This is a genomic window from Nocardioides sp. Leaf307 (assembly GCF_001423135.1).
Taxonomy (GTDB): Bacteria; Actinomycetota; Actinomycetes; order Propionibacteriales; family Nocardioidaceae; genus Nocardioides; species Nocardioides kribbensis.
Genome location: NZ_LMNY01000003.1, coordinates 636708 through 662255, shown reverse-complemented (window position 1 = coordinate 662255; position 25548 = coordinate 636708). Strand labels below are relative to the sequence as shown.

Here is a 25548-nt window from a genome sequence, read left to right as displayed (position 1 = left end):
ATCACCTGCGGGTCGGGTGACTGCTGAGGATTCACCAGCAGCCGGAGGGACTTCCACCCCTCGTTGGCGCTGGGCTGCTAGCGGGCAGCCACCTCACGCGTCCTAGAAGAAATCATTCTTCGGACCACCTCCTTTCCCGTGTGCGACCACGGTAGGTCGACGTCGGCGGCGTCACAAGGGGTTTTCGTCGGGCCCCTGGACCGACCCCCGGACCGCCCCCTGGACCGCCCCGTCGGCCGGGGCCTCGACCGCGGCGAACTGGCTGGCGTGCAGCCGGGCGTAGGCCCCGGCGGCGGCGAGCAGCTCCTCGTGGGTGCCCTGCTCGACGATGGCCCCGTCCTCCATCACCAGGATGAGGTCGGCGTCGCGGATGGTGGAGAGCCGGTGGGCGATGACGAACGACGTGCGGTCGGCGCGCAGCGCCGCCATCGCGTGCTGCACCAGCACCTCGGTGCGGGTGTCGACCGACGACGTCGCCTCGTCGAGGATGAGCAGCGCGGGCGCGGTGAGGAAGGCCCGGGCGATCGTGACGAGCTGGCGCTCCCCCGCGGAGAGGTTGGAGCCCGACTCGTCGACGACGGTGTCGTAGCCCTCGGGCAGCGAGCGCACGAAGCGGTCGACGAAGGTCGCCCGCGCGGCCTCGAGCACGTCGTCGGCCGACGCCCCCGGCCGGCCGTAGGCGATGTTGTCGCGGATGGTGCCCTCGAAGAGCCAGGTGTCCTGGAGCACCATGCCGATCTGCCCGCGCAGCCGCGCCCGCGACATCGACGACACGTCGACGCCGTCGAGGGTGATGCGGCCGCCGTCGAGCTCGTAGAAGCGCATGACGAGGTTGACCAGCGTGGTCTTGCCCGCCCCGGTCGGCCCGACGATGGCCACGGTCTGGCCCGGCCGGGCCACGAGGGAGAGGTCGGTGATGAGCTCGCGGTCGGGGCTGTAGGAGAACGACACGTGCTCGAAGGCCACCTCACCGCGTCGTACGCCGGAGCCCGCAGCCACCGTCGTGCCCCCGGCCCCGGCCTCGGTCGCCTCGTCCGGGTCGGGGCGCTCGAGGTCGGCGTCGAGCAGCTCGAAGACCCGCTCGGCCGAGGCGACGCCCGACTGCAGCAGGTTGGCCATCGAGGCGACGGTGGTGAGCGGCTGGGTGAACTGGCGGGTGTACTGCACGAAGGCCTGGACCTCGCCCAGGGTCAGCGAGCCGCTGGCCACGCGCAGGGCGCCCACGACGGCGACGACGACGTAGTTGAGGTTCCCGATGAACATCATCGCCGGCATGATCAGGCCGCTGACGAACTGCGCGCGGAAGCTGGCGTCGAAGAGCGCGTCGTTCTCCTCGGTGAAGCGCTGCTCGACCTCGCGGCGACGACCGAAGACGCTGACCAGCTCGTGGCCGGAGAAGGCCTCCTCGACCTGGGCGTTGAGCTGGCCGGTGCGCTTCCACTGGGCCACGAACTGGCCCTGCGAGCGGCGCATGATGGCCCGGGTCACCAGCAGCGACAGCGGCACCGACACCAGCGCCACGAGGGCCAGCAGCGGGGAGATCCACAGCATCATCGCGAGCACGGCCACCACGGTCATCAGCGAGGTGAGCAGCTGGCTCATCGTCTGCTGGAGGGTCTGGCTGACGTTGTCGATGTCGTTGGTGACCCGGCTGAGCAGCTCGCCGCGGGGGCTGCGGTCGAAGTAGGTGAGGGGCAGCCGGTTGAGGGTCTCCTCGACCTCCTCGCGCATCCGGTAGACGGTGCGCTGCACCACCCCGTTGAGCACGTAGCCCTGCAGGAAGGCCAGCAGCGAGGCCGCGACGTAGACCCCGAGGGCCAGCAGCAGCACCTGACCGACGGCGTCGAAGTCGACGCCGCGCCCGGGCACGACGTCGAGCCCGCGGGCGGCGTCGGGGAGCTCGGCCGCGTCGGCCCCGGCGTACTGACGGCCCAGCAGGCCCGCGAAGACGAGGTCGGTGGCGCGCCCGAGGATGCGGGGGCCGACGGCCATGAGCAGCACGCTGACCACGCCGAGGGCGACCACGAGCAGCGCCGCGGTGCGCTCCGGGCGCAGCCGCGCGACCAGGCGCTTGGCCGACGGGCCGAAGTCCATGGCCTTCTGCGCCACGCCCCCGCCGCCCATCGGGCCGCGGCCGGGGCCTCCCGCCGGCGGCGGGGGCCGGTCGGTCGCGCGCAGCTGGCCGGGGCGCTCCTCGGTCGTGCTCACGCGCCCACCCCCGCGGTCGCGCTCTCCTGCGAGGCCACGATCTCCTGGTAGGTCGGGCACGAGGCGAGCAGCTCCTCGTGGGTGCCCTGGCCGACCACCCGCCCGTCGTCGAGCACGACGACGAGGTCGGCGTCGCGCACGGTCGAGATCCGCTGCGCCACGACCACGACGGTGGCGTCGCGGGTCACGGGCCGCAGCGCGGCGCGCAGCCGCGCGTCGGTGGCCAGGTCGAGGGCGGAGAAGGAGTCGTCGAAGAGGTAGAGCCCGGGGCGGCGCACCACGGCGCGCGCGATCGCGAGGCGCTGGCGCTGCCCCCCGGAGAAGTTGGTGCCGCCCTGGGCCACCGGCGCCTCCAGGCCCTCGGGCAGCCGCTCGACGAAGTCGCGGGCCTGGGCGATCTCGAGCGCGCGCCACAGCTCCTCGTCACCGGCGTCGGCGCGGCCGTGCCGGAGGTTGGAGCGGATGGTGCCGCTGAAGAGGTACCCCTGCTGCGGCACGAGACCGATCTGCTCCCACAGCACGTCGGGGTCGAGGTCGCGCACGTCGACGCCGGCCACCCGCACCTGGCCGGCCGTGGCGTCGACCAGGCGGGGCACGAGGTTGACCAGGGTGGACTTGCCCGAGCCGGTCGAGCCGACGACGGCCACCACCTGCCCCGGCCGGGCCGAGACGGTGACCCCCGAGAGCACCGGCGACTCCGCGCCGGGGTAGGAGAAGCCGACGTCGACCAGGTCGAGGTGGCCGCGGCGGGCGGGGTCGGGCGTGGTCGGCGTGGCCGAGGGCACCACCGAGCTCGACGTGCCGAGCACCTCCGCGATCCGGTCGGCGCACACCGCCGAGCGCGGCACCTGCATGAGCATGAAGGTCGCCATCATCACCGACATCAGGATCTGCATCAGGTAGGACAGGAAGGCCGTCAGAGCCCCGACCTCCATCTGGCCGCTGTCGACGCGCTGCCCGCCGAACCAGATGACCGCCACGCTGGAGACGTTGACCACGATCATCACCAGCGGGAACATCGCGGCCAGCCAGCGCCCGGCCCGGGTCGCCACGGCGGTCAGGTCGGCGTTGGCGTCCGCGAAGCGCTCGGTCTCGTGGGGCTCGCGCACGAAGGCGCGCACCACGCGCACCCCGGTGATCTGCTCGCGCAGGACGCGGTTGACCTCGTCGATGCGCGACTGCATCAGCCGGAAGCTCGGCACCATGCGGCTCACCACGAAGCCGACCGTCACGAAGAGCGCCGGCACGACCACGGCGAGCACCCAGCCCAGCCCGACGTCCTCGCGCAGCGCCATCACGACGCCGCCCACCATCATGATCGGGCTCGACACCGCGATGAGGCAGGCCATCAGCACGAGCATCTGCACCTGCTGCACGTCGTTGGTGCCGCGGGTGATGAGCGAGGGCGCACCGAAGTGGTCGACCTCGCGCTTGGAGAAGGTGCCGACCCGGGCGAAGAGCTCCCCGCGCAGGTCGCGACCGAGGCTCATCGCCGTACGCGCCCCGAACCAGGCGGCGCCCACCGAGCACACGATCTGCACCACCGAGACCGCGAGCATGACGGCGCCGACGCGCCAGATGTAGGCGGTGTCGCCGGTGGCGATCCCGCGGTCGATGATGTCGGCGTTGAGGCTGGGGAGGAAGAGCATCGCCAGCACGCCGACGAACTGGAGCCCGACCACGGCCAGCAGCCAGGGCCGGTACGCCGCGAGGCGCTCGCGCAGCAGCGGGATCAGCACGACGCCTCCTCCCGCACCGGCCGCGCGGGCCGCGCCGGTGTGGTGGCGCGCTCGGCCGGGACGACGGGGTCGGCGGGGTCGGCGGGGTCGGCGGGGTCGGCGCAGGTGGGCCTCGCTGCGGGGGCGAGCAGTCCGGTCAGCACGGTGTCGACGATCTCCTCGGGGCTCAGCAGGCGGCCGTCGGCCACCTGCTCGTGGCTGCCGGCGAAGGTGAGCAGGCGCAGCCGGTGCACCATCTCCCCCGGCTCGACGCTCAGGTGCTCGGCGTCGGCACCGACCAGCTCGACGCACGCCCGCTCGAGCCGGGCCCGCACGGCGTCGGCCTCCGCGGAGTCGTGCAGGTGGGCGGGCGGCCCGAGCATCCCGACCTTGCGGATCAGCCCGAAGGTCGCGCGGAAGCGCTGCTGCAGGATCGACACCAGGCGCACCATCCGGTCGCGCAGGTGGAGCGCCGGGTCGATCTCGGCGATGCGGTCGAAGATCGCGCCGTGGTCGAAGGCCCGCACGAGCGCCGCGTCGACCAGCTCGTCCTTGCTGGCCACGACCCGGAAGATCGTGCCCTCCGCGATCCCCGCGGCCTCCGCGATCTGCTTCGTGGTCACCGCGCGGCCGTGCTCGCGCAGCAGGCGCAGGGTGACGTCGACCAGCTGGTCGTGGCGCTCCTGCGGGGTCATCGGCGCGGCGCGGGGAGGCATGCCTTCGAGCGTAGATGAGTGAGCACTCACTCACAAGGCTGTCCGGACCTCCTGCGCAGACGTGGCGGCCCAGGACGGCTCGGGGCCGCCGACCCGCTGTACGCCACCCTTCCGCCACCCGCCGCGACCGCCCGCCGGAGCAGCGGCGCGCCGGCTCCCGCGACTGACGACCCCCGCCGGGTCCGGCGCGCCTGACAGCCACGGTGGACTCGCGGCGCCCGCGACCGATGTCCACCGCAGCCGGCGCCCGCCGCCACCCCCGACAAGTGGCGGCAAACGACGAGCCGGAGGGTCACCAGCCTGTCGTTCGCCGCCACTCGGCGACCAGCGGACGACCCCCGCCAGCGCCGGCGCGGCACCCACGGTGGAGTCGCGGCGCCCACGACGGACGCCCCCGACAGCCGGCGCGCGCCGACGTCCGCGACAAGTGGCGGCAAACGACGCACGCGGGCGCCACCGAGCTGTCATTCGCCGCCATTCCACGACCAGCCCCGCCAGGTCGGGCGCGCCCCAACACCCACCGCGGTGCGGCGCGCCAGCAGTGGGGTCGCGGCGCCCACGACGGACGCCCCCCGCAGCCGGCGCGCGCCGACACCAGCGACAATTGGCGGCAAACGACACACGCGGGCGCCACCGAGCTGTCATTCGCCGCCACTCCACGACCTGCCGAGCCCGTCGACCGGGACGGGTGCGCCCCACGCCCGCGACGAAGTGGCGGCAAACGACGCACCCGAGGGCCACCAGCCTGCCGTTCGCCGCCACTCCACGACCGGCCGAGCCCGGCGACCGGGACGGGTGCGCCCCAACGCCCGCGACGAAGTGGCGGCAGACGACGCCCCATAGGGCCGCCAGCCTGTCGTTCGCCACCACTCCACGACCAGCGGACGACCTTCCTCGGGGCGTGCGCGGCAGGGCCCGCGGTGGAGTGGCGACACCCGCGACGAAGTGGCGGCAGACGACGCACCGGAGGGCCACCAGCCTGTCGTTCGCCGCCACTTCGCGACCTGCGGAGGACCTTCCTCGGGGCGGGTACGCGACAGTGCCCACGACGGAGTCGTGACCGGTGAGCCGTCGGCGGCGCCCGTCCCCGGGAGCACGTCGGGTCGCAGCACTCACCGACCGGCCGCTCACCGGCCTTCGACTGACCGCCCGACCACCGAGGTCGGCGCGGCGCCGGCGTGGGCGCCACCGTCCCCACCTCCGAGCTCGTCGGCCAACGAGACCACGAAGCCGCCGAGCATGAACGCCGCGATGGCCGCGACCAGCGTGGAGGTGGCGGGGGCGGGCACGAACCGCCGCAGCCCCACCACCTCGACCGTCGTCGCGTGGAAGGCGTGCGTGAGGGCGTGCCCCTTGCCGCGGGCGAGGAGCCGCCGGTTGACGGGGTAGGCCGCCGCGAAGGCGGCGAGCAGGGCGATCGACATCGACAGCCAGAAGGTGGTGTTGACCAGCCCCGCGTCCATGGCGCCCGGGATGAGCGCCATGACGGCGTTGTCGACCAGCTCCATCGTGGCGATCGAGAGCGTGTCGGCGGCGAGCACCACCGACAGCGCGGCGCCGAGCCCCAGCCCGGCCCGCAGGAGCGGCAGGGTCGAGAGGAGGTAGCCGAAGAAGAAGGCGAGCGAGACGGCGAGCAGCACGGTCCAGCCCGTGCTCAGGCCGATCGCGGTGCCGATCATCAGCCCGAGGATCTCGCCGACGGCGCAGCCGGTGAGGCAGTGCAGCGTCGCGCTCACGGCCATCGACCGTGACCCGAGGTCGTGCCCTGCGTGCCCTGCGTGGCTCTCGCGGCCGGCGTCGTCGTGGCCGTCGTGGTGGTCGTGCTGGTGGTCCTGGGTGGTGCTCATCGTCTCCTCCTCGGGTGGTCTCACAGACACAACATATACCCCCAGGGGGTATATGTTGTCTAGGCTCCCGGCATGGAGGACGCCAGCGCCGCGCAGCGGTCGAGCGACGGGACCGACCGCTTCGTCGCCCACGGCCTCGTGGAGCGCTGCGGGCGGTACCTGCTGCTCAGGCGCCGCGAGGGGCGCTACCTCGGCGGGCAGTGGGACGTGCCGGGCGGCACGGTCGAGCCCGGCGAGTCACCGGCCGCGGCCGCGGTGCGGGAGTGCTGGGAGGAGGCGGGGCTGACGGTGCGCGCCGGCGCCGAGGTCAGCCACCACCGCAACCGCGACACCGAGGGCCGCGACCTGGTCTTCCACACCCTCACCTACGCGCTGCAGGAGACCGGACCGCCCGTCGAGGTACGGCTCAGCGCGCACGAGCACGACGCCCACCGGTGGGCCACGCCGCAGGAGGCGGGGTCGCTGCCCCTGGTGTGGCACGTCGCCCTGACCCTCGCCGCCGTCAGCGCCGCACCCGAGGCCTGAGCGACAGGACGAGGCGGGACGGGTCGGCTCAGGCGGGCGCCGAGGCGCCCTGCCAGCTGGCCAGCATCGGCAGCACCCGCGCGGTCCGCGAGTCGGGCTGCGCGGTGTAGACGACCAGACGCTGGTCCTGGTCGTGGGGCGGGGAGACGATCTCGATGTCGAAGGCCAGGTCGCCCGCCACCGGGTGCGCGATCTGCTTGGCCACCGAGGCGTAGTCGCGCACGGCGTGGTCGACCCACCAGCGCTCCACGTCGGGGTCGCGGCGCAGCTCGGCCACCAGGTCGCGCAGCCGCGCGTCGTGGGGATGGCGGCCGAGGTCACGGCGCAGCGCGGCCACGGCGGTCGCGGCGAAGTGCTCCCAGTTCACGATCCGCTCCCTGGCGAGCGGATCCAGGAAGAGGAAGCGCACGAACGACGTGCCCGGCGCCAGCGGTCTCAGCACCGCCGCCAGCAGCGCGTTGGAGGCCAGCACCTCGGTGCGCTGGCCCAGCAGCACCACGGGCAGGTGGTCGAGCGCGGTCATCAGCCGCAGCAGTCCCGGGTCGGGACGCTGCGACGCGGTGGTGGACCGCGCGGTGCGGGCGGGCGGTCCCGCCAGGTCGACCAGGTGGGCCTGCTCGGTCTCGTCGAGTCGCAGCGCCCGGGCGAGCGCGTCGAGCACCTCGCGCGAGACGTTGGCCTGCCGCCCCTGCTCGAGGCGGCTGTAGTAGTCGGGGCTGACCCCGGCCAGCACGGCCAGCTCCTCCTTGCGCAGGCCCGGCACGCGCCGCGGCCCCGGGAACGGGTCCATCCCCGCCTGCGCCGGGGTCAGCCGGTCACGCCGCGAGCGCAGGAACGCCCCCAGCTCCGCCCGGTCCCGTCCCATCACCCCAGCCTAGGCGCGCCGCGCGGCCCCTGCCTGGTCCTGGCGTGCCCAGGTCGGACCCGCCCTGGCGCACGGCCCACCGAGCCCGTTGGCTGGCGCGGTGACCTCCACCGGACCCACCACCGCACCCACGTCCCCCACCACCGACCCCGCCACCGACCCCGCCACCGACCCCGCCCGCTTCCTCGCCGGCCGCACCGCCCTCGTCACCGGCTCCAGCAGCGGCATCGGCGCGGCGATCGCGACCGACCTCGCCGCCGCCGGGGCCCACGTCGTCGTCAGCGGCCGCGACGTCGCCCGCGGCACGGCCGTGGTCGAGCGGCTCCGCGCCGCCGGCGGCCGCGCCGACTGGGTCGCGGCCGACCTCACCGCGTCGTACGCCGACCTGCGCCGCTTCGCCGGCGAGGTCACCGAGGTGCTCGGCGGGGGTGTCGACGTCCTCGTGCACAACGCCGCGGTGTGCCCGCCGGTGGACACGCTCGGCCTCACCGACGAGGACCTCGACACCGCGCTGGCGGTCAACGTCCGCGCGCCGCACGTGCTGACGGCCGCCCTGGCGCCGGGCATGCTCGGGCGCGACGGCGCCTGCATCGTGGTGATCGGCTCATGGATGGCCGGCGTGGGGCACCCCTTCGTCGGCCTCTACTCCGCCACCAAGGCCGCCGAGGCGCAGCTGGCGCGCAGCTGGGCGGCCGAGTTCGGCCCGCGCGGCGTCCGGGTCAACACCGTCTCACCGGGCCCGACCCGCACCCCCATCAACGACTCCGACGGCGACGTCATCGCCTCGATGGTCGCGGGCACCCCCGCCGGTCGCGCGGGGCGACCGGAGGAGGTCGCCGCCGCGGTCACGTGGCTGGTCTCCCCCGCAGCCGCCTACCTCCACGGGGTCGACCTGCCGGTCGACGGCGGCATCACCGCCACCCGCCCGGTCTGAGACGACCGGGCGGCACGACCGTGGGGCCACGGCCGGGCGAGAGACGCTCAGGGCGCGAGGCGCCGCGTGGTCCAGCCGGCGCCCTCGCGCCGGTAGACCAGCCGGTCGTGCAGGCGGCTGGGCCGGCCCTGCCAGAACTCCACGACCTCGGGGCGCACGACGTAGCCGCCCCACTCCTCCGGCACGGGCACGTCGCCGCCCGCGAAACGCTGCGCGGCGGCGGCGTAGGCCCGCTCCAGCTCGGCGCGGTCGGCCACCTCCGAGGACTGGTGGGAGGCCCAGGCGCCCAGCTGGGAGCCGCGCGGGCGCACCGCGAAGTAGGCCTCGACCTCGGCCCGCGGGAGCCGGGCGGCCGTGCCCTCCACGCGCACCTGGCGCTCGAGGTCGTGCCAGGGGAAGAGCAGCGCGCAGCCGGGGCGGGCGTCGAGGTCGCGGCCCTTCGCGGAGGAGTGGTTGGTGTAGAACACGAAGCCCCCCTCGCGGCCGTCCCCGTCGGCGCCGTGCAGGCCCTTGAGCAGCACGGTGCGCGACGTCGGCGTGCCGGCGGCGGTGACGGTCGAGACGACGACGGCGTTGGGCTCGCCGATCCCGGCCGCCACGGCCTCCTCCAGCCAGGTGCGGAAGAGCTCGAGCGGGTCGTCGGTCAGCTCGGTCTCGGCGAGGCCGCGGGCGGCGTACTCGTGGCGGAGCGTTCGCAGGTCGGTGGCCATGTACCTGACAGTAGGACGGCTGACACAATGCCGAGGTTGCCCACCGCGGCGACCCCCTCTGACCATCCGACACAGGAGTCGAACGCATGCCCGAGGTACACCACGGACTGGAAGGCGTCGTCGCCTTCGAGACGGAGATCGCCGAGCCCGACAAGGAGGGGTCCGCGCTCCGCTACCGCGGCGTCGACATCGAGGACATCGTCGGCCGGGTGCCGTTCGAGAACATCTGGGGCCTGCTGATCGACGGCACCTACGCCCCCGGCCTGGCCCCCGCCGAGCCCTACAACCTGCCCGTGCACACCGGCGACGTGCGCGTCGACGTGCAGGCCGCCGTGGCCATGCTGGCGCCGGCCTTCGGCTTCGGCCAGACCTACGACATCTCCGACGAGCAGGCCCGCGAGGACCTCGGCCGCGTCGCCGTCATGGTCCTCTCCTACGCCGCGCAGTCCGCCCGCGGCCTGCACGCCCCCGTCGTGCCCCAGAAGCTCGTGGACGAGGGCAGCACCCTCGCCGAGAAGTTCCTCCTCCGCTGGAAGGGCGAGGCCGACCCGCAGCACGTCAAGGCCATCGACGCCTACTGGAGCAGCGCCGCCGAGCACGGCATGAACGCCTCCACCTTCACCGCCCGCGTCATCACCTCCACCGGTGCCGACGTCGCCGCCGCCTTCTCCGGAGCCATCGGCGCGATGAGCGGCCCGCTGCACGGCGGCGCCCCGAGCCGCGTGCTCGGCATGATCGCCGACGTCGAGGAGTCCGGCGACGCCGAGGCCTACGTCAAGGGCCTGCTCGACCGCGGCGAGCGGCTGATGGGCTTCGGCCACCGCGTCTACCGCGCCGAGGACCCCCGCGCCCGCGTGCTGCGCCGCACCGCCAAGGAGCTCGACGCCCCCCGCTACGAGGTGGCCGAGGCCCTGGAGAAGGCCGCCCTGGCCGAGCTGCGCGAGCGTCGCCCCGACCGTGTGCTCGAGACCAACGTGGAGTTCTGGGCCGCGATCGTCCTCGACTTCGCCGAGGTCCCGGCCACCATGTTCACCTCGATGTTCACCTGCGCCCGCACCGGCGGCTGGTCGGCGCACATCCTCGAGCAGAAGCGCACGGGCCGCCTCATCCGCCCCTCGGCGATCTACACCGGCCCCGCCGCCCGCGGCGCCGACGAGGTCGACGGCTGGAAGGCCGAGTGGGCCGGCTGAGCCCGCTCCGCACCTCCTGACGGGCGCCCGGTCACGCCGCACCGCCCGCCCCCGAGCCCCCCGCCCCGCCAGGGACGGGGGGCTCAGTCCTTCGCGGGGAGCCGGTCGTCGTACCAGCTGGTGAGGCCGCGCCCGGCCCGGCGGGTGAGGGAGACGTGCACGTGGTCGCGGTGGCGCAGCGTCTGGCTGCACTTCTTCTTCGTGGCGCACGACGAGCTGAGGTAGGGCGCGGGCTCGAAGGCGTTCCACGCGCTGTAGATCTCGTCGTCCCAGATCAGGTACATGATGCCCATCCGGCGCGCCCAGGCGTCCTCGCGCCCGGCCCCGTCGGCGCGGAAGAGCCGCTCGAAGACCTCCTTCACCTCGCGGCGGTCGGCCTTGGTCCGCGCGCTCATCATCCAGTCGAAGGCGCGGCCCTCCTGGTGCTCGGAGGTGGTGTGCTTCGCGCAGGTCGACCCGATCCGGCCGAAGCCGCCGCCGTGGTGGCGCACCAGCCAGCGCCCCAGCGCCACCGTGCCCGGCTTGGCCTGGGGCGAGCAGCGGGTCTGCGGCTGGTAGGAGGCGTAGTCCTCCAGCGGGCGGGGCTCGGCGTGCGCCGCGCCCGGCACGAGCGCGGCGCCGAGCAGGACGACGAGGGTCACGAGGGCCGCCGCGGCGGCCCTCAGGTGCTGGTGCTGGTGCTTGTGCTGGTGCTGGGTCATGGTCGGTCCAGGGAGGGGGCGGCGCGGGGGCGCCGGGTGGCGGGTGTCGGTGACCGTCACTACGGTCGCGGCGTGGACGACCTGAGCGGACCGCCCCGATCCGAGCCGACCGACGACCCCGGGCTGGCCGGGCGCATCGCGGTGTGGGACGGCGAGGCGGCGGCCTACGACGACCCCGCCGACCACGGCCTGCGCGACCCGGCGGTGCGCGCCGCGTGGTCGGCGCTGCTGCTGCCCCTGCTGCCGCCGGCCCCGGCCCGGGTGGCCGAGCTCGGCTGCGGCACCGCCACCCTCAGCGCGCTGCTCGCCCGCGCCGGTCACCACGTCGACGCCGTCGACTTCTCCCCCGCCATGCTCGAGCGGGCCCGGGCCAAGGTGGCCGGGCTGCCCGGGTCGCCCGTGCGGGTGCTCGCCGGCGACGCCGCCCACCCGCCCCTGACGGCCGACTCCTACGACGTCGTCCTGTGCCGCCACGTGCTGTGGGCCCTGCCCGACCCGGTGGCGGTGCTGCGGCGCTGGGCGGCGCTGCTGCGCCCCGGCGGCGTGCTCGTGCTGGTTGAGGGCAGCTGGTCGACCGGAGCCGGCATCACCGGCGCGGGGTGCGTGGCGCTGGCCGAGGAGGCCGACCTCGAGCCGGCCCACACGCCGCTCGTCGACCCCGCGCTGTGGGGCCGCGAGATCAGCGACGACCGCTACCTCGTGGTGGCGCGCCCCCGCAGGTCGGTGGCGAAGCAGCGCGAGAGCGGCGAGTCGCGGTAGTGGCCGAAGCCGGGCACCGGCACGTAGCCCGCCGAGGTGTAGAGCGCGATCGCCTCGGGCTGCAGCGTGCCGGTCTCCAGCACCAGCACCTCCACGCCGGCCTCGGCCGCGGTGGCCTCGAGGTGGGCCAGCATCCGGCGGGCCAGGCCCCGGCGCTGGGCGCGCGGCACGACGTACATCCGCTTGACCTCGGCGGTGACCGAGGACCCCAGCGCCTCCACCGGGCTGCGGCGCCAGGCGCCGGTGGCGACGGCGTCGCCGTCGAGGTAGCCCACGAAGAAGGCGCCCGAGGGCAGCGCGAAGACCTCCTGGTCGAAGGGGCTGGCGTCGGGCGAGCCGTAGCGCGCGACGTACTCGGCCTGGACCTCCTCGACCAGCCGCACCGCGTCGGGGTGGTCGGCCGGCACGCGCACGACCTCGAGCGTCCCGGCCGCCACGCGCCGGCCGGGGTCGGGCTCGCCGACGGGCTCAGAGCCCGGTGCCGCAGCGGTCACAGAACCGCGCCTCCTCGTCGTTGAGCGCTCCGCAGCGAGCGCAGGTGCGGGTCCGCACGGTCTCGGGCGGCGCCGAGGTCCTGGGCGGTGAGCTGCCGAAGCCCTGCTCGACCACCACCCGCGACCAGCCGCCGGCCGATCGGAACGCGGCGGCCCGGGCGAACGCGACCACGCCGAGACCGACCACCATAGCCAGTCCGCCGCCCGCGAAGAGCAGCAGGTCGGAGCCCGGCCCGTCGTCGGCGCCGGGGGCGGGGAAGGGCTCCGACTGCGACCCGACGGAGCCGGTGAAACCGACCACCAGGGCGACCAGCCCGCCGAGGAGCAGGAGCACGCCAGCCACGAGCGCCGCGGCCTGCGCCGGCGTACGCCGACCGGTGGCCGGCGCGCTGCGGGCGGAGGGGTCGTGGGGGGTCATGGGCTCTCCCGAGGGTTGGCGGCGCGAGGGGCCGGGGGTGGCGCGGTGACAGAATAGGACCGCCCGATCCACCGGGTGGCCCCGGCCGTGCCGCCCTCGACGGAAGAAGCACATGACCCGCCCACCGCGCATCCCCGACCACCTGCTGCCCGCCGACGGGCGCTTCGGGTCGGGCCCCTCCAAGGTGCAGCAGTCCCACCTCGACGCCCTGGCCGCCACCGGGTCCACGCTCATGGGAACCTCGCACCGCCAGGCGCCGGTGCGCGGCCTGGTCGGCCGGGTCATGGAGGGCGTCGCAGGTCTCTTCGACCTGCCGGAGGACTACGAGGTCGTGCTGGGCAACGGCGGGTCCACCGCCTTCTGGGACGTCGCCACCCACGGCCTGCTCACCCGCCGCAGCCAGCACCTGGTCTGCGGGGAGTTCTCCTCCAAGTTCGCCACGGCCGCCACGGCCGCACCCTGGCTCGAGGAGCCGTCGGTGATCTCCTCCGCGCCGGGCTCGCGGCCGGCCCCGGCCGCCGAGGCCGGCGTCGACGCCTACGCCTGGGCCCACAACGAGACCTCGACGGGCGTGATGACCCCGGTGCTGCGACCCGAGGGCACCGACCCGGGGTCGCTGGTGCTCGTCGACGCCACCTCGGGTGCGGGCGGGCTGCCCGTCGACGTCGCCCAGAGCGACGTCTACTACTTCGCGCCCCAGAAGGGGTTCGCCTCCGACGGCGGGCTCTGGGTGGCCCTGATGTCGCCGGCGGCCCTGGCGCGGGCCGAGGAGGTCGCGGCGGGCGGGCGCCACGTGCCGGCGTTCCTCGACCTGCCCACCGCGATCAGCAACTCGCGCAAGCAGCAGACCTACAACACCCCCGCCGTCGCCACGCTCTTCCTCATGGCCGAGCAGCTGGACTGGATGCACGCCCAGGGCGGGCTCGACGCCATGGTCGCGCGCACCACGGAGTCCTCGGGCGCGCTCTACGCGTGGGCCGAGGCCTCGTCCTACGCCACGCCGTTCGTCGCCGACCCCGACCACCGCTCGCTGGTCGTCGGCACGATCGACCTCGACGAGGACGTCGACGCCCCCGCGGTGATCGCGACGCTGCGCGAGCACGGCGTGGTCGACGTCGACCCCTACCGCAGCCTGGGCCGCAACCAGCTGCGCGTGGCGATGTTCCCCGCGATCGACCCCGACGACGTGCGCGCCCTCACCGCCTGCGTCGACTGGGTCGTCGAGCACTCCTGAGCAGACGCGCCTAGCGGCCCAGCACCGAGCGCACGTCGACGTAGGCCGTGCGGCCGAAGGCGACGATGGTGGCCGTCTCCACCTGAGTGGGGGTCGCGCGCAGGGTCTCGATCGCCGCGGCCACGGCGTCGGCGCGGGGCCAGCCGTAGACCCCGGCGCTGACCAGCGGGAAGGCCATCGTGCGCACCCCGAGCTCGTCGGCGACCTCGAGCGCACGGCGGTAGCAGGACTCGAGCAGCCCGCGGTCGGTCTGGCCCGCCGCGTGGTCGGGACCCACGACGTGGATGACCCAGCGGGCGGGCAGGTCGCCGGCGGTGGTCCAGCCGGCGTCGCCGGTGGCCAGCCCGTCGGGGAAGCGCGCGACGCAGTCGGCGAGCACCGCGGGCCCGCCGACGCGGTGGATGGCGCCGTCGACGCCTCCCCCGCCGCGCATCGCGGTGTTGGCGGCGTTGACGACCGCGTCGACGCGCTGGGTGGTGAGGTCGCCCTCGACGACGTTGAGCTGCATGGTGCTCCGTCCTGCCGCCCCGGTAGCCGGGACGGTCGACCAGGAGCGGCCCCCCGACGGGGGGCTCAGCTCTCCTTGATCAACCTCAGGGTCGCACGCTCCAGGGCGGCCTGCCGCACGTCGGGGCTGTCGTGGTGGCGCCGGGTGGTGCCGACGATGGTGCGGCCGTCCTCGTAGGCCTCGATCACGCGGGGGTCGACGTAGGAGGAGCGCGCCAGCGTGGGGGTGTTGCCGAGGAAGGAGGAGACCTCCTTCATCGCCCCCGACACCGCCCGCTTCTGCGAGGCCCGGGTCTCCCCGTGCTCGGGGGTCTCGGCCAGGGCGGCCGCGGCCAGCACGGTCGCGTGCCAGGTGCGGAAGTCCTTGGCCGTGGCCTCGATCCCCGTCGAGGAGCGGACGTACTCGTTGACCAGCTCCGGCAGCACCGAGCGCCACGAGCGCCCGGTGCGGTAGGACAGCAGCCGCAGGTCCTCGCCGCGGCGGCGCCGCATCACCTCGATCGCCTCGATGACCACGGCGTCGTCGATGCGGATCTCGTGGGAGACCCCCGACTTGCCCACGAAGGTGAACACCAGCTGCTCCTGGCGCCGTCGCACGTGCCGACGCTCGAGGGTGGTGAGCCCGAAGCTGCCGTTGGTGTCGGCGTAGACGTCGTTGCCGATGCGGAAGTAGCCCAGGTCGATCAGCCGGACGGCGGCGGCGCACGCGCGCTCCAGCGGCATGCCCTCGCGGCCGAGGTCGGCCACCACCAGCTCGCGGGCCCGGGTCAGGGCCTTCCCGAACTCCAGCATCCGGTCGAACTTCTCCGCGTCGCGCCGGGTGCGCCACTCGGGGTGGTAGAGGTACTGCCGGCGCCCGGCCTCGTCGGTGCCGACCGCCTGCAGGTGGCCGTTGGCGTGGGGGGTGACCCAGACGTCCTGCCACGCCGGCGGGATGACGAGGTCGCGCACCCGCTGGGCGTCGTCGGCCGGCAGCCGGTCGCCGGCCGCGTCGAGGTAGCTGAAGCCGCTGCCCGCGCGGCGACGCGTCCACCCCGGCTGGTCGGGTGAGGTGCGGCGCAGGCGGACCATGGCCCGAGACTAGGAGCGCCCCCGCGCCCGCGGCTCACCCTCAGCGGCGACGGCGCAGCAGCAGCACCACGAGCCCCACCAGCAGGCCCAGCACCGCCAGCGCGCCCCCGAGCATCCAGCCGGTGAGCAGGGTCAGCTCCGCGGTGTCGGTCACGGTGACGAGGTCGGGGTCGCGCCCGGCCTCCCGTCCGGCGCGGTCGGCCTGGCCGGCCCGGTCGGCCCGGTCGGCGACGGAGCCGTCGACGACGGCCCGCACGTCCGCGGGCAGGTCGAGCTCCAGCACCTCGGCGTACTGCCCCTCGCTGGAGAGCAGCACCCGCCCGTCCTCGTCGACCGCGATCCCCTCGCCCTGCTGCTGCGCGGGCAGGTCGAGGTCGGCGACCTCCTCCATCGAGGGCCAGGCGTAGACGACCGCGCCGCCGTAGCCGCGCACCACGAGGTGGCGCCCGTCGGGGAAGAAGGCGCCGTCGGTGGCGATCGACAGCACCGAGCCGACCGGCTCGAGCCGGTTGGGGGCGTCGGGCGAGAGCCGCGCCGGGGCGCGGTAGAGCGTGCCGCCCAGGAAGGCCTTGGAGGCCACCAGCAGCCGCCCGCTGCGCGGCTCCACCAGCAGCGTCTCGGCGTCCTGCCCGCCGTCGGGGTAGACCAGCTCGTACGTCGTGCCCGCGGCCCCCAGCGCGCCCCGGCCCACGGCCACGCGGGTCACCGACACCGAGGTCCGCTCGCCGGGGTTGTCGCCGATGTCGCCGACCCAGACCTCGCCGGGTCGCGCGCCGGGCCCGTCGGCGGGGGCGAGCGCCTCGACGTCGACGGGGTCCTGGCTCCAGGTGGTGACGCCCACGGTGCGGCCCGTGGCGGGGTCGACGGCGAAGACGCGCCCGGTGTCACCGGAGTCGTTGGTGGTGAGCACGAGCCCGTCGCGGGCGACCAGGCCGCTCGACTCCACGACGGCGGGGTCGCGGAAGGCGAAGGCGACCTCGGCGTCGGGTCCGCCCGGCCCGACCCCGAGGCCCACGGCGAAGGGCAGCGCGACCGCTGCGGCGAGCAGGCCGTCGATCACGCGCTCACGCACCGGCCCGGTCGGCCTCGAGCAGCTCGGCGAGGCGGGGCCGGACGCCCCAGGCGCCCACGAGCTCGTCGTACTCCTCGCGCGCCTCGGGGGCCTCGCCCCCGGTGCGCACGGCGCGCAGCATGGTGTTGCGCGGGGTGTGCTGGCTCTCCACGAACTGCACGACGTCGACGCGGTAGCCGCGCTGGCGCAGCAGCGAGGCGCGCAGGCCGTCGGTGAGGGTGTCGGCGAGGCGCTCGCGCAGGATGCCGTGGCGGGTGAGCATGGCCCAGGGCGCCGGGGTGGGCAGGCGTCGCAGCTGGGCGGCGACGTCGTGGTGGCAGCAGGGCGCGGCGAGCACCAGCGGCGCCTCCCAGCCCACGGCCCGCGCCAGCGCCTCGTCGGTGGCGGTGTCGCAGGCGTGCAGCGCCAGCACCACGTCGGGCGGCTGCGGGAGCTCGACGTCGGCGATCGAGCCGACCACGAACTCCGCGTCGACGCCGAGGCGGGCGGCCACGGCGCTGTTGTGCTCGCGCGACTGCTCCTTGACGTCGGCCCCCGTGACGACCACCGGCAGCCCGCGGGTGGCGGTGAGGAAGCGCTGGGCGGCGAAGGTGAGGTAGGCGTTGCCGCAGCCGAGGTCGACGATCCGCAGCGGGTCCTCGGGCGTCGGCCGGCGCAGGTGACCCTTGGACCGGGCCTCGGTGATCGAGGCGTCGAGCAGCCGGAGGAACTCCTCGACCTGGCGGTACTTCGCCTGTCGGGTGGGCTTGAGCCGGCCCTGGGCGTCGGTCAGGCCGAGCTCGCGGAAGACGGGGTCGTCCTCGGCCAGCAGCCGGGGCTTGTCGCGGTCGTGGGCGCGGTCGACCGCGACGGCCTCGGCACGGCGCGCGGTGTGCACGACGGCGTCGAGCTTCTTGGTCACCCGCAGCTGCACCGTCTCGGTCGTGGTCTCGACGTGCCAGTTGCCGAAGGGCAGCGCCAGCAGCGCGTCGAGGGCGTCGGCGGCGTCGGCGCCGGTGAGGGCGTGGTTGGAGGTGTGGGCCTGCGTGGCGTCGTAGGCCGTGACCTGCAGGTGGGGCCCGGCCTTGAGGTCGACGTGGCGCAGCTCGAGGCGCCGCCACCGCGGCGGCTCCTGGCCCTTGCGCCGGCCCGACGCGACCGCGCGCACGAGCCGCTCGGGGTCGAGCAAGGGCGCCCGCAGGCGCGCGAGCGCCTCCTCCAGGGCCCCTCCCGTCGCGCCGCTCACCGGTCGAGGACCGAGGTCACGACCACGATGAGCAGCAGCGCGGCGAGGGCGACCGGGATGATCCAGCGGCGCTGGCGGGGGCTCACGCGCGGTCCCCGCGGGCGCCGGCCGGCAGCCGGGAGGCCCACAGCTCGGCCAGGTGCATCGTCGGCACGTCGGCGAGGTCGTCGAGCTGGACCCGGCACGACATGCCGTCGGCGAGCACGACGGCGTCGGGGTGCGAGCGCACCGCCGGCAGCAGGTGGGTCTCCGCCACGGCCACCGACACCTCGTAGTGGCCCTTCTCCATGCCGAAGTTGCCGGCCAGGCCGCAGCAGCCCGACACCTTCGTCACCGAGGCCCCGGCCCGCTCCAGCAGGGAGCGGTCGGCCTCCCAGCCGAGCACGGCGTGCTGGTGGCAGTGGGGCTGGGCCACGACCTCGACGCCCGTGAGGTCGGGCAGCGGCAGGTCGAGGCGGGTGGCGAGCTCGGCGAAGGTCAGCACCCCGCCGGCGACCTCCGCGGCCCGCGGGTCGGCGGTCAGCTCGGTCGCGTCGCTGCGCAGCGTGGCCAGGCACGACGGCTCGAGCCCGACGACCGGCACCCCGGAGGCGACGTACGGCGCGAGCGTGGCCACCGTGCGCTCCATGATCGCCCGGGCCTTGTCGAGCTGACCCGTGGTGATCCAGGTCAGCGCGCAGCAGGCGTCGTCGGAGATCACCCGCACCCGCAGCCCGGCGGCCTCCAGCACCTCGATGGCCGCGAGGCCGCTGCGCGGGAAGAAGTGGTCGGTGAAGGAGTCGGCCCACACCCACACGTCGGGCGCCCGGTCGCCGCCGCGGCCCCTGGTCGTGCGGCGCAGCGTCTTCGGGGCGAAGGCCGGGATCGAGCGGCGCTGGTCGATGCCGGCGCTCGCCCGCGCGGCGCTGGCGACGGGGCGCAGGCGCATCATCGCGTTGGCCACCGGCGCCACGGGCGCGGCGAGGGCGGCCCAGCGCGGCAGCCGACCGAGCAGGTAGTGGCTGCGCGGGCGGCGGGCGGTCGCGTCGGGACCGTCGTACTTCTGGTGGAGCGCCTCGGCCTTGTAGGTCGCCATGTCGACCCCGGTCGGGCAGTCCGACGCGCAGCCCTTGCAGGCCAGGCACAGGTCGAGGGCCTCGGAGACCGCGGGGTCGCCCAGGCCGCCGACCAGGGAGCCGTCGACGGCCTCCTGGAGCACGCGTGCGCGGCCGCGGGTGGAGTCCTTCTCGTCGCGGGTGGCCTGCCACGAGGGACACATCACGCCGGTCGCCGAGGGCGCCACGCACTTGCCGACGCCGGTGCAGCGGTGCACGGCGTCGCCGAAGGACCCGCCGTCGTGGGCCAGCCGCAGCAGCGGGCGCACCCCCGCGCGCGGCCGGGCCGGGCGCAGGGAGGCGTCGAAGGGGTCGGGGTCGACCAGCACGCCGGGGTTGAGCAGGCCGTCGGGGTCGCAGACGGCCTTGGCCGCGCGGAAGAGCCGCAGCGACTCCTCGTCGTACATGTGGGTCAGCAGCTCCGAGCGGGCGCGGCCGTCGCCGTGCTCGCCCGAGAGCGAGCCGCCGTGCTTCGACAGCTCGCGGGCGCAGTCCTCCACGAAGGCCCGGAAGCGGCGCGGGCCGGCGGCGGCGTCGCTCTCGCGGTCGGTGAAGTCGAAGTCGATGCGCACGTGCACGCAGCCGTCGCCGAAGTGGCCGTAGGGCACGCCCTGCAGGCCGTGCTCGAGCAGCAGCGCGTCGAAGTCGCGCAGCCACGCCCCGAGCCGGTCGGGGGGCACGGCCGCGTCCTCCCAGCCCGAGAGGGCCTGGCGCTGCGTGCTCCGCGCGGCGAGGCCGGCTCCGTCCTCGCGGATCCGCCACAGCGCGGCGGCCTCGCGGGGGTCGGTGACCAGGCGGTGGTCGAGGGCCCCGGAGACCGCGACCAGCGGCGCGACCAGACCCGGGTCGGTGACCTCGACGAAGAGCCAGCCTGCCCCGCGGGGCAGGTCGGGCACGGCGCCGCGGGCGCGCACCAGGTCGACGATGCGAGCGTCGATGCCCTCGCAGGCGACGAGCCCGGCGCCCGCGGTCTCCATGCCGGCGGGGCTGTCGACGGGGGTGCCGGCGGCGGCCAGCAGGGCCGGCACGGCGTCGGCGGCCTCGACCATCGAAGGGTAGCCGAGCACGACGAGCTGGCGCGAGGTCTCGTCCACGACCAGCCGCACGGTGGCGTCGAGCACCAGGCCCAGGGTGCCCTCCGAGCCGGTGAGGAACCGGTCGAGGCGGCGACCGTTCTCCGGCAGCAGCTGCTCCATGGCGTAGCCGCTGACCTGGCGGGTGAACCGGCCGAAGGAGGTGCGCACGTGCTCGAGGCTGGCGTCGGTGATCGCGGCCAGGCCGTCGGCCACCGCACCGCCGCCGCCCGACCAGACCTCGCCGGTGCCGAAGGCGACCCGCAGCGACTCGACGTTGTCGGAGGTGCGGCCGTAGCCCAGGGCGCGCGAGCCGCAGGCGTTGTTGCCGATCATGCCGCCGATGGTGCAGCGGGTGTGGGTGGAGGGGTCGGGGCCGAAGCGCAGTCCCTGGGCCTGGGCCTGCTGCTGCAGCGTCGCGTGCACCACGCCGGGCTCGACGCGCGCCGTGCGGGCCTCGGCGTCGATCTCCAGCACGCGGCCGAGGTGGCGGGAGGTGTCGACGACGATGCCGGGACCCACCGCGTTGCCGGCGATCGAGGTGCCGGCGCCGCGCATCGTCAGCGGGGTGCCGCTCGCCCGGGCGACGTCGAGCACGGCGAGCAGCTCGTCGGTGTGACGCGGCCGAGCCACCACCTGGGGCAGCACGCGGTAGAGCGAGGCGTCGGTGGAGTAGAGCGCCCGGGTCAGCACCGAGTCGTCGACGTCGGTGACGCCCCGGCGGCGCAGCTCGCCGAGCAGGTCGCCCACCCCTGCGCCCCCGGAGGTGCTGTCGGGGCCGGCGTGGTCGGGGAGGTGCAGGGTCACCAGTGCTCCATCGAGCCGCGGAACACCGCGGCCAGGTCGTCGGGGGTCGCCTCGCGCGGCGCGGTCGCGAGCAGGCGCTGCTGCTGCAGCGCTCCGCCCACGAGGTCGTCGACGTCGCCGTCGCCGTAGCCGACCTCGGCCAGGCCGCTGGGCAGGCCGATGTCGCGCATCAGGGTCGAGATGACGTCGGGCAGGACGTCGGGGCCGGTGCCGGTGGCCGAGGGGTCGAGCAGGCGGGCGGCGGCCAGGTGGCGCTCGGGCGCGGCCTCGTAGGTGAACCGGAAGGCCTCGGGCGCGGTGAGCGAGACGGCCATGCCGTGCGGCACCATCGCCTCGTCCTGGGGGTAGCCGGCGGGGCGGTAGTCGCGCACGCGCCCGGCGATCGGGTAGGCGTTGGCGTGGGGGATGTGCACGCCGGCGTTGCCGAAGCCCAGCCCGGCGAAGGTCGCGGCCATCGCCATCTGCTCGCGCGCCAGCTGGTCGGTGCCGTCGGCCACCGCGGCGCGGAAGGAGCCCGCCAGCAGGCCCATCGCGCGCTCCGACCACAGGTCGGCGATCGGGTTGGCGCCGCAGTAGGGCACCCGCTGCTCGGGGCGCTTGGCGTCGAAGTCGGCGTACCACTTCGCGGTGTAGCTCTCCAGGGCGTGGCACAGGATGTCCATGCCCGAGGCGGCCGTGACCATCGACGGCTGGCCCAGCGTGAGCTGCGGGTCCACCACGGCCAGGGTGGGGCGCAGGGCGGGGTGGCTGATGCCGGTCTTGACGTGGAGGCTCAGCACGTCGAGCACGCAGATGGTGGTGCTCTCGCTGCCGGTGCCGGTGGTGGTCGGCACCGCGACGAGCGGCAGCAGCCGGTTGACCGGGGCGAGCGCCTTGCCGACGGGGGCGTTGATGTAGTCCATCAGCTCGCCGGGGTTGGTGGTGAGCAGGTTGACCGCCTTGGCGGTGTCGATCGACGACCCGCCCCCCACGGCCACGACGGCGTCGAAGGGCCCGGCGTCGCGCGCGAAGTCGATCGCCAGCTGCAGCGACTCGTCGGTGGGCTCGACGTGGGCCTGGTCGAAGACGACGACCTCGATGCCGCTCGCCCGGACCTGCTCGGCGATGCGCTGGGGGTGGCCGGTGGCCGCGAGGCCGGGGTCGGTCACCAGGATCACGCGACGCGCGCCGAAGCCGGCGAGGTCGTGGCCGACCTCGGCCGAGGACCCGCTGCCGAACTTCAGGGCCGGTGCGGCGTAGGTGAAGATGGTCTCGCTCAAGGTGTGCCTCCTGGGTCCAGGCCACGATATCCGCCGGGTCCCACCAGGCCGGCACCGTCTCGGCCGTCCGCGCCGTGGAGCGCCTCAGCGGCGGGTCGGCGGCGGGTCAGCGGCGGGTGAGCGCGGCGCGCACGACCTCGAGCACCTCGACCGCTCCGGCCTCGACCTCGGCGACGTCGACCCAGGCCACGGCGTCGGTGGTGCCGTCGGCCTCCACGACCCGCGGCGCGACGTCGGGGTCCACCTCGGCCCGGAAGACCAGGTGCACGCCGTGGAAGTCCTCGTGGCGCCCCGAGGGCGCGGTGCCGGCGAGGTGCACGTCGTCGACGGCCACCACGTCGCCGACCACGCCCGCGAGCCCGCACTCCTCGGCCAGCTCGCGGCGCACGGCGTCGCGTGGGGCCTCGCCGTGGTCGACGCCGCCGCCCGGCAGGGTCCAGCAGCCGGCGTGGTGCCCGCGCGCGGAGATCCGGGTCAGCAGCACCTGGGCGCCGCCGGCCCGGGTGACCAGCGCGTAGGCGCCGACCCGCTGCCGTCGGGCGGGGGTGTGGTCGGCGAGGGCCTCGCGCACCAGCGCGCTGACCCGCACCCGTCCCGAGCGCACCGCCGCGAGGGGGTGCCAGGCGGCGTCGACGGTGGTGCCGTCGACCTCGACCACGCGCGGGGCCGGTGCGTCGCGCGGCACCCAGCCCTCGTAGACGATGCGCAGGGACCAGGAGTCGACCCGGCGCCCGCCCCGGCGGTCGCGGCGCTGGCGCTGGGAGTAGACCCGGGAGGTGTCACCGACCCGCACGTCGAGGCCGGTCTCCTCGTGCACCTCGCGCACGACCGCGTCACGGGGGTCCTCGCCGTGCTCGAGACCCCCGCCGGGCAGCGTCCAGAGCTCGGAGCGGCTCAGGCGCGGCGCGAGGCGGCTGAGCAGGACCTGCTCGTCGCGCACGACCACGGCGTAGGCCGCGACCCGTTGCGTGCGCGGCAGACCCCCCATGTCCTCACCGTAGCCGCGCGCGGCCCCCGGGCTCCGTGCCGGGCCCCCAGGTGGGCGCGAGCGCCGCGCGGGGCACCGAGTCCCAGGCCCGCGCCGCCTCCCGGTCGGGCGCGGCGCCGCCGAGGTGGGCCGGGTGCCACACGGCACGCTCGCCGGGCCGCGGCCGGTGCTCGGAGCGCTGCTGGAGGTCCTCCAGCAGCCCGGTCAGCACGTGGCCGAGCCGCCGGGTCGTCGTGACCAGGTCGTCCTCCGGCGCCACCCTCATCGGCTCGCCGAAGGACACGTCCACCACCCGCCCCCGACGCAGGCTCGGCGCGGGCTTGCGCCCGTCGACCGGCAGGCCCACCGACCACATCCGCTGCGTGCCCCACACGGCCACCGGCACCAGCGGCGCCCCGGTCTCGCGGGCCAGCGCGGGCAGGCCGCGCATCAGGGAGCGCACGGTGTAGGACCACGAGATGCCGGCCTCCGGGAAGCCGCACACCACCTCCCCCGCGCGCAGCAGCCGGCGGGCCTGCAGGTACGCCGCCGCCGGCGCCTCCCGGTCGACGGGCACGTGGCCCATGGCCGTCATGGGAGCCGCGACCGGGCTGTGCCAGATGTCGTGGCGGCACAGGAAGCGCACGTGGCGCCCCTGCTCGAGCCCGGCCTTGCCGACGAAGAGGAAGTCGGGGTAGCCCACGTGCACGCTGGCCATCACGGCCGGGCCGGTGCGAGGCAGGTGCTCGGCGCCGTGGACGCGGGTGGTGACGTCGAGGGCGCGCAGGGCCACCCGGCCCAGCGCGATCGTCAGGTCGTAGGTGCGATCCCCCACCGCCGGCTCCCGACGGCTCAGGAGAAGGGCGGACGGTGGTCGACCGCCAGCGAGCGCCGCCCGGCCCAGCGCCACACGCGCGCGGCCCGGTCGCGGTCGTCGTCGGTCACCAGGTTGCCCATCCAGCGCAGCGCCAGCGTCATCAGCCAGTCCGAGCGCATGCCCGCCGGCCCGAGCGTCGGCAGCAGCCGGGGCACCGTGACCAGCCCGGCCAGGCGCCGGGCGATGGAGAAGGACTCGCCGTAGTGCTCGCGCAGCAGCGCCGGCCAGCCGGCGGCGAGGTCGCCGCTGTCGGCGATCATCTCCGCCACGAGGCGACCGGTCTCCAGGCCGTAGTCGATGCCCTCGCCGTTGAGCGGGTTGACGCAGCCCGCGGCGTCACCGATCAGCGCCCAGTTGGGGCCGGCCACGTGGCTCACCGCACCGCCCATGGGCAGCAGCGCCGAGGTCGGGGCGCGCAGGTCGCCGTCGAGGTCGAACTCCTCGCGGCGCTGCTCGGCGTAGAAGGCCATGAGGGGCTTCACGGCGATGTCGGCCGGCCGCTTGGCCGTGGCGAGCGTGCCGACGCCGAGGTTCACCTGGCCGCCGCCGAGCGGGAAGATCCAGCCGTAGCCGGACAGGATCGCCCCGTCCTCGCCGCGCAGCTCGAGGTGGGAGCTGATCCAGGGGTCCTCCGAGCGCGAGGAGTCGACGTAGGACCGCCCGGCGACGCCGTAGACGGTCTCGCGGTGCCACTCGCGGCCCAGGACCTTGCCCAGCGGCGAGCGCACGCCGTCGGCGACCACGAGGTGGCGGCAGCGCACCTCGAAGCGCTCGCGGCTGCCGTCGCCGCGGCGCTCGAAGACGACGGCGGCGACCCGGTCACCCTCGCGCCGGACGTCGACCGCGCGGACGCCGTCGAGGGCCGAGGCGCCCCAGGAGACCGCGGTGGTGCGCAGGTGGTCGTCGAGCTCGGTGCGCGGCACCGCGCTGCCCCAGTCGGGCAGGGTGCCGCCGGGCCAGGGCAGGTGGAGGGTCTGGCCGAAGCCGTGGGCGCGCAGGCCCCGGCTGGTGACCCGCTCGCGCAGCCAGGGCTCCAGGCCCAGGCGCTGCAGCTCGCCGACCGCACGCGGGGTCAGGCCGTCGCCGCAGGTCTTGTCGCGCGGGAAGGTCGCCGCATCGGTGAGGAGGACGTCGAGGCCGGCACGCGCGGCCCAGGCCGCCGCGGCGGACCCCGCCGGCCCTGCGCCGACCACGAGGACGTCGGTCTCGACCGGAGTGGTGCTCACGCCCCGATTCTCGCAGGCGGGTGGGCACCGGGCCACGCCGCCTCGACCCGC

At 75.4% G+C, this 25548-nt stretch carries 23 protein-coding genes; 5 read left to right on the top strand and 18 right to left on the bottom strand.

Going from position 1 to position 25548, the window contains the following annotated elements; all coding sequences use genetic code 11:
* Positions 1-171 precede the first annotated feature (171 nt).
* The 4 genes from ASF50_RS17920 to ASF50_RS17905 form a co-directional block, all read right to left on the bottom strand.
* Entirely contained in the window at positions 172-2124 is a 1953-nt protein-coding gene (locus ASF50_RS17920; protein WP_082503376.1) for an ABC transporter ATP-binding protein, read from the bottom strand.
* Between the two features lie 80 nt (positions 2125-2204).
* Positions 2205-3947 carry an ABC transporter ATP-binding protein gene (locus ASF50_RS17915; protein WP_056905365.1) on the bottom strand — a complete coding sequence of 581 codons (1743 nt, stop codon included), beginning with the start codon at positions 3945-3947 and terminating at the stop codon, positions 2205-2207.
* On the bottom strand, positions 3941-4642 hold the full coding sequence (locus ASF50_RS17910) for a TetR/AcrR family transcriptional regulator (protein ID WP_082503340.1): 702 nt from the start codon (positions 4640-4642) through the stop codon (positions 3941-3943). Before ASF50_RS17910 ends, ASF50_RS17915 begins: the two co-directional genes overlap by 7 nt.
* 1127 nt (positions 4643-5769) lie before the next feature.
* Positions 5770-6489 (bottom strand): DUF4396 domain-containing protein, encoded by a 720-nt coding sequence (locus ASF50_RS17905; RefSeq protein WP_235557732.1) that lies wholly within the window; start codon positions 6487-6489, stop codon positions 5770-5772.
* Positions 6490-6561: 72 nt separating this feature from the next.
* Here ASF50_RS17905 and ASF50_RS17900 point away from each other — a divergent pair, with 72 nt between their 5' ends.
* Complete coding sequence (locus ASF50_RS17900) at positions 6562-7014, top strand: NUDIX domain-containing protein (protein ID WP_056905363.1); 453 nt, start codon at positions 6562-6564, stop codon at positions 7012-7014.
* A 28-nt stretch (positions 7015-7042) separates the two neighbouring features.
* On the opposite strand, the gene ASF50_RS17895 is transcribed toward ASF50_RS17900, so the two are convergent.
* A complete protein-coding gene (locus ASF50_RS17895; protein ID WP_056905468.1) occupies positions 7043-7879 on the bottom strand; it encodes a helix-turn-helix transcriptional regulator in 837 nt (278 codons plus the stop codon).
* 100 nt (positions 7880-7979) lie between these two features.
* Here ASF50_RS17895 and ASF50_RS17890 point away from each other — a divergent pair, with 100 nt between their 5' ends.
* A complete protein-coding gene (locus tag ASF50_RS17890; protein ID WP_082500369.1) occupies positions 7980-8813 on the top strand; it encodes an SDR family NAD(P)-dependent oxidoreductase in 834 nt (277 codons plus the stop codon).
* A 47-nt stretch (positions 8814-8860) separates the two neighbouring features.
* Here ASF50_RS17890 and pdxH read toward each other — a convergent pair whose 3' ends face one another.
* The gene (gene pdxH, locus ASF50_RS17885) at positions 8861-9523 is read right to left on the bottom strand and encodes a pyridoxamine 5'-phosphate oxidase (protein ID WP_056905362.1); all 663 of its coding nucleotides are present in this window, start codon (positions 9521-9523) and stop codon (positions 8861-8863) included.
* An 86-nt stretch (positions 9524-9609) separates the two neighbouring features.
* On the opposite strand from pdxH, the gene ASF50_RS17880 reads away from it, so the two are divergent.
* Entirely contained in the window at positions 9610-10713 is a 1104-nt protein-coding gene (locus ASF50_RS17880) for a citrate synthase 2 (protein WP_056905361.1), read from the top strand.
* A gap of 83 nt (positions 10714-10796) precedes the next feature.
* Here ASF50_RS17880 and ASF50_RS17875 read toward each other — a convergent pair whose 3' ends face one another.
* Entirely contained in the window at positions 10797-11414 is a 618-nt protein-coding gene (locus ASF50_RS17875) for a hypothetical protein (RefSeq protein WP_156718372.1), read from the bottom strand.
* 72 nt (positions 11415-11486) lie between these two features.
* Between ASF50_RS17875 and ASF50_RS17870 the strand changes: the two genes are divergently transcribed.
* Entirely contained in the window at positions 11487-12173 is a 687-nt protein-coding gene (locus ASF50_RS17870) for a class I SAM-dependent methyltransferase (RefSeq protein ID WP_200920228.1), read from the top strand.
* On the opposite strand, the gene ASF50_RS17865 is transcribed toward ASF50_RS17870, so the two are convergent.
* A complete protein-coding gene (locus ASF50_RS17865; protein ID WP_235557731.1) occupies positions 12107-12667 on the bottom strand; it encodes a GNAT family N-acetyltransferase in 561 nt (186 codons plus the stop codon). The genes ASF50_RS17870 and ASF50_RS17865 overlap by 67 nt on opposite strands.
* Positions 12642-13085, bottom strand: coding sequence for a zinc ribbon domain-containing protein (locus ASF50_RS17860; protein WP_056864761.1), 444 nt, complete (start codon positions 13083-13085; stop codon positions 12642-12644). The genes ASF50_RS17865 and ASF50_RS17860 overlap by 26 nt, the downstream gene beginning before the upstream one ends.
* Positions 13086-13197: 112 nt before the next feature.
* On the opposite strand from ASF50_RS17860, the gene serC reads away from it, so the two are divergent.
* Positions 13198-14319: a phosphoserine transaminase gene (gene serC / locus ASF50_RS17855; protein WP_056905359.1), complete on the top strand. Its 1122-nt coding sequence runs from the start codon at positions 13198-13200 to the stop codon at positions 14317-14319.
* A gap of 10 nt (positions 14320-14329) precedes the next feature.
* Here the strand turns inward: serC and ASF50_RS17850 are convergent, their stop codons facing one another.
* From ASF50_RS17850 to ASF50_RS17810, 9 genes are all read right to left on the bottom strand, one after another.
* Positions 14330-14827, bottom strand: coding sequence for a macro domain-containing protein (locus tag ASF50_RS17850; RefSeq protein WP_056864763.1), 498 nt, complete (start codon positions 14825-14827; stop codon positions 14330-14332).
* A 65-nt stretch (positions 14828-14892) separates the two neighbouring features.
* Positions 14893-15897: a DNA topoisomerase IB gene (locus ASF50_RS17845; protein WP_056864764.1), complete on the bottom strand. Its 1005-nt coding sequence runs from the start codon at positions 15895-15897 to the stop codon at positions 14893-14895.
* A 40-nt stretch (positions 15898-15937) separates the two neighbouring features.
* Positions 15938-16969 carry a hypothetical protein gene (locus ASF50_RS17840; RefSeq protein WP_056905358.1) on the bottom strand — a complete coding sequence of 344 codons (1032 nt, stop codon included), beginning with the start codon at positions 16967-16969 and terminating at the stop codon, positions 15938-15940.
* Positions 16962-18194 carry a class I SAM-dependent methyltransferase gene (locus tag ASF50_RS17835; RefSeq protein ID WP_056905357.1) on the bottom strand — a complete coding sequence of 411 codons (1233 nt, stop codon included), beginning with the start codon at positions 18192-18194 and terminating at the stop codon, positions 16962-16964. Before ASF50_RS17835 ends, ASF50_RS17840 begins: the two co-directional genes overlap by 8 nt.
* An 82-nt stretch (positions 18195-18276) precedes the next feature.
* Positions 18277-21162, bottom strand: a complete 2886-nt coding sequence (locus ASF50_RS17830) for an FAD-binding and (Fe-S)-binding domain-containing protein (RefSeq protein ID WP_082503375.1) — start codon at positions 21160-21162, stop codon at positions 18277-18279.
* Between the two features lie 2 nt (positions 21163-21164).
* Positions 21165-22427, bottom strand: coding sequence for a hydroxyacid-oxoacid transhydrogenase (locus tag ASF50_RS17825; RefSeq protein ID WP_056864767.1), 1263 nt, complete (start codon positions 22425-22427; stop codon positions 21165-21167).
* 106 nt (positions 22428-22533) lie between these two features.
* Positions 22534-23415 carry an NUDIX hydrolase gene (locus ASF50_RS20025; protein ID WP_056864768.1) on the bottom strand — a complete coding sequence of 294 codons (882 nt, stop codon included), beginning with the start codon at positions 23413-23415 and terminating at the stop codon, positions 22534-22536.
* A 4-nt stretch (positions 23416-23419) separates the two neighbouring features.
* Positions 23420-24229, bottom strand: coding sequence for a lysophospholipid acyltransferase family protein (locus ASF50_RS17815; RefSeq protein ID WP_056905356.1), 810 nt, complete (start codon positions 24227-24229; stop codon positions 23420-23422).
* A 17-nt stretch (positions 24230-24246) separates the two neighbouring features.
* The gene (locus tag ASF50_RS17810) at positions 24247-25497 is read right to left on the bottom strand and encodes a geranylgeranyl reductase family protein (RefSeq protein WP_056905355.1); all 1251 of its coding nucleotides are present in this window, start codon (positions 25495-25497) and stop codon (positions 24247-24249) included.
* Positions 25498-25548: the final 51 nt, after the last annotated feature.

Coding starts and splice junctions, on each gene's coding strand:
- ASF50_RS17920 (WP_082503376.1), bottom strand. CDS start 2,124: ATGGGCGGCGGGGGCGTGGCGCAGAAGGCCATGGACTTCGGCCCGTCG.
- ASF50_RS17910 (WP_082503340.1), bottom strand. CDS start 4,642: ATGCCTCCCCGCGCCGCGCCGATGACCCCGCAGGAGCGCCACGACCAG.
- ASF50_RS17905 (WP_235557732.1), bottom strand. CDS start 6,489: ATGAGCACCACCCAGGACCACCAGCACGACCACCACGACGGCCACGAC.
- ASF50_RS17900 (WP_056905363.1), top strand. CDS start 6,562: ATGGAGGACGCCAGCGCCGCGCAGCGGTCGAGCGACGGGACCGACCGC.
- ASF50_RS17895 (WP_056905468.1), bottom strand. CDS start 7,879: ATGGGACGGGACCGGGCGGAGCTGGGGGCGTTCCTGCGCTCGCGGCGT.
- pdxH (WP_056905362.1), bottom strand. CDS start 9,523: ATGGCCACCGACCTGCGAACGCTCCGCCACGAGTACGCCGCCCGCGGC.
- ASF50_RS17880 (WP_056905361.1), top strand. CDS start 9,610: ATGCCCGAGGTACACCACGGACTGGAAGGCGTCGTCGCCTTCGAGACG.
- ASF50_RS17875 (WP_156718372.1), bottom strand. CDS start 11,414: ATGACCCAGCACCAGCACAAGCACCAGCACCAGCACCTGAGGGCCGCC.
- ASF50_RS17860 (WP_056864761.1), bottom strand. CDS start 13,085: ATGACCCCCCACGACCCCTCCGCCCGCAGCGCGCCGGCCACCGGTCGG.
- serC (WP_056905359.1), top strand. CDS start 13,198: ATGACCCGCCCACCGCGCATCCCCGACCACCTGCTGCCCGCCGACGGG.
- ASF50_RS17850 (WP_056864763.1), bottom strand. CDS start 14,827: ATGCAGCTCAACGTCGTCGAGGGCGACCTCACCACCCAGCGCGTCGAC.
- ASF50_RS17845 (WP_056864764.1), bottom strand. CDS start 15,897: ATGGTCCGCCTGCGCCGCACCTCACCCGACCAGCCGGGGTGGACGCGT.
- ASF50_RS20025 (WP_056864768.1), bottom strand. CDS start 23,415: ATGGGGGGTCTGCCGCGCACGCAACGGGTCGCGGCCTACGCCGTGGTC.